Origin of the sequence: Paenibacillus sp. OT2-17, assembly GCF_009827695.1 — a bacterium.
Lineage (GTDB): Bacteria > Bacillota > Bacilli > Paenibacillales > Paenibacillaceae > Paenibacillus > Paenibacillus polymyxa_B.
This window is the reverse complement of sequence record NZ_WUDQ01000644.1, coordinates 1-1968: the sequence shown is the minus strand read 5'-3', so window position 1 is coordinate 1968 and position 1968 is coordinate 1. Positions and strand designations below refer to the sequence as shown.

Genomic DNA, 1968 nt, shown 5'->3' with positions numbered 1-1968 from the left:
TTAACCGCTATATCACCGACCAGAATCGCTGCGATCAAGCCCATAGCGGAAGCCAGTGGTGTCGGAGTATGCACAGCGGCCATACGCATTAGATCGACCCCTAGTTCTACAATGATAAACTGGGCAATCAGCGGAAGATGTGCTTCCTTTTGAGGACCAATAAAATCAAGAAACGCCGGTTTTAATTCTGGATTGATGACCATTAGCAGCCACATCGGAAGCAGAAACATCGAGGCGAATATACCTATAAAACGTACCCACCGCAAATAACTTCCCATAAAAGCGGTTTGCCGATTCTCTTCTGCATGCTGACACAAGTCAAAAAAAGTGGTAGGCAAAATCATCACGCTGGGTGAGGTATCGACGAAAATAACGAGCCTTCCTTCCATGATATGCGATGCCACGACATCTGGTCGCTCCGAATATCGTACTAATGGATATGGATTCCACCCTTTATTGATAATCGTCTCCTCTAATTGCTTGTCGGCCAGCGGAATACCATCCAAATTAACATTTTTAATTTTGTCTCGTACAGTATCTACCATCACCTTATCCACAATATCGTCAATGTAACCCAAACATACGTCTGTTCGGGTTCGACGTCCGACCTGCATAGCCTCAAATTTAAGCCCTGGGTCCCGCAAACGCCGGCGCACCAGACCTACATTGGTAAGCATTGTTTCAGTAAACCCGTCGCGAGCACCGCGCACAACCCGCTCCAAAGAAGGTTCCTCCGGATTACGCACCGGGTAATTACGAGTATCCAGAATAAGGGAAAAGCGCTCGCCTTCCATGAAAAAGGCACTCAGTCCCGTCAGCACCTTGTTAATGACCACAGACATCTTATCCGTCTTCTCCACCTGAATATGTGGAATAAAATTTTCAAAATACGCTTGTAGTCCATCCGAAGAGAGATCATCCGGCGTCAGATAGGTGAGCCGCTTTAGCACTTCAAGCATGATCTGATCCTTCGCAAAGGAATTTAGGAACAGATATCCGGTATGACGCCCACCCAGTGTCATTTCCCTGAATACGACATCAAAGGTCTCCCCCAAACCTAATACTGTTTCAAGTGTATTCTTATTATCCTTCATCCTCGGCGATATATCATCTTCGGCCTGCCAGTAGCGAACGGACTCCTCTACGTTATCAGACCGCTCACTCTCTTTTTTGTGTTTAAAACGTGCTGATTCCTGCGCCTGCTTTTTCTGCCATGGACTCAACTCTTCTCCGCCGGTATGGTTTTCCTTTCCAATTCCCCCGTCTTCTTGATGCTGCTCCTGATGCTCTTGATCCGCTCTGTGATCCATATTCCTTGCCCCCTTCGCTTTCGTTGTTAACGGTTGTATACAAACCAGTCAAATAAGGAACCTGTCACCTTGCCAAGCACCATTGCCATCAACAGACCGAGCATATACACGGTCATGTGGAGTCGCTTGGCGAGTATAGGCAGGAGATTCAATACCTCCGTTAGAGCCGCGGCGAGCAAGCCAATAAACACTCCGCAAAATAACCCAGGTATCCATGTAAATATGCCCGGTAGTGGCAAGCAAATGTTCCAAAAATCGACCACAGTTCCCAGTACTGAGCCTACAATCATTGCCTTTTCGTATGCACGTGATTTTTTATACGTACGGGTAAGTTGTGCTAATCGCGGCATGATATCCAGCACAATAAAAAAAGCAATTACACCGCTACCCACCGCAAGGCCCCCAGCAATACCTAAAATAATCTGAAGTGCAGCCTGTACAAATATCATGGTTTCTTATCCTTTGTCTGCAGAAGGGCCATCTTTTCATATTCCTCTGCCACAACATACTGATCCACATTTTCCTGATACAGATACATTTCCACCTCCAGCGGCGTCGGCTCCTCGTTCCAATTTTTCTTGAACAAGTGATTAAAAAAAACGATCATGCCAAAGCCGATGCCGATCGAGTAAGCAATTTGAAACAGTTACGGATGCTC

The 1968-nt window shown here is 46.4% G+C and carries 2 protein-coding genes and 1 pseudogene; all 3 read right to left on the bottom strand.

Features of this window, described 5'->3' with window-relative positions:
- On the bottom strand, positions 1-1310 hold a 1310-nt coding region (locus GRP75_RS25645; RefSeq protein WP_160790740.1), incomplete at its 3' end, for a spore germination protein.
- Between the two features lie 26 nt (positions 1311-1336).
- A complete protein-coding gene (locus GRP75_RS25640; RefSeq protein ID WP_023989211.1) occupies positions 1337-1759 on the bottom strand; it encodes a stage V sporulation protein AB in 423 nt (140 codons plus the stop codon).
- Positions 1756-1956 (bottom strand): annotated as a pseudogene (locus GRP75_RS25635) (stage V sporulation protein AA); the annotation flags it as partial. The pseudogene GRP75_RS25635 and the gene GRP75_RS25640, both read right to left, overlap by 4 nt.
- Positions 1957-1968 lie beyond the last annotated feature (12 nt).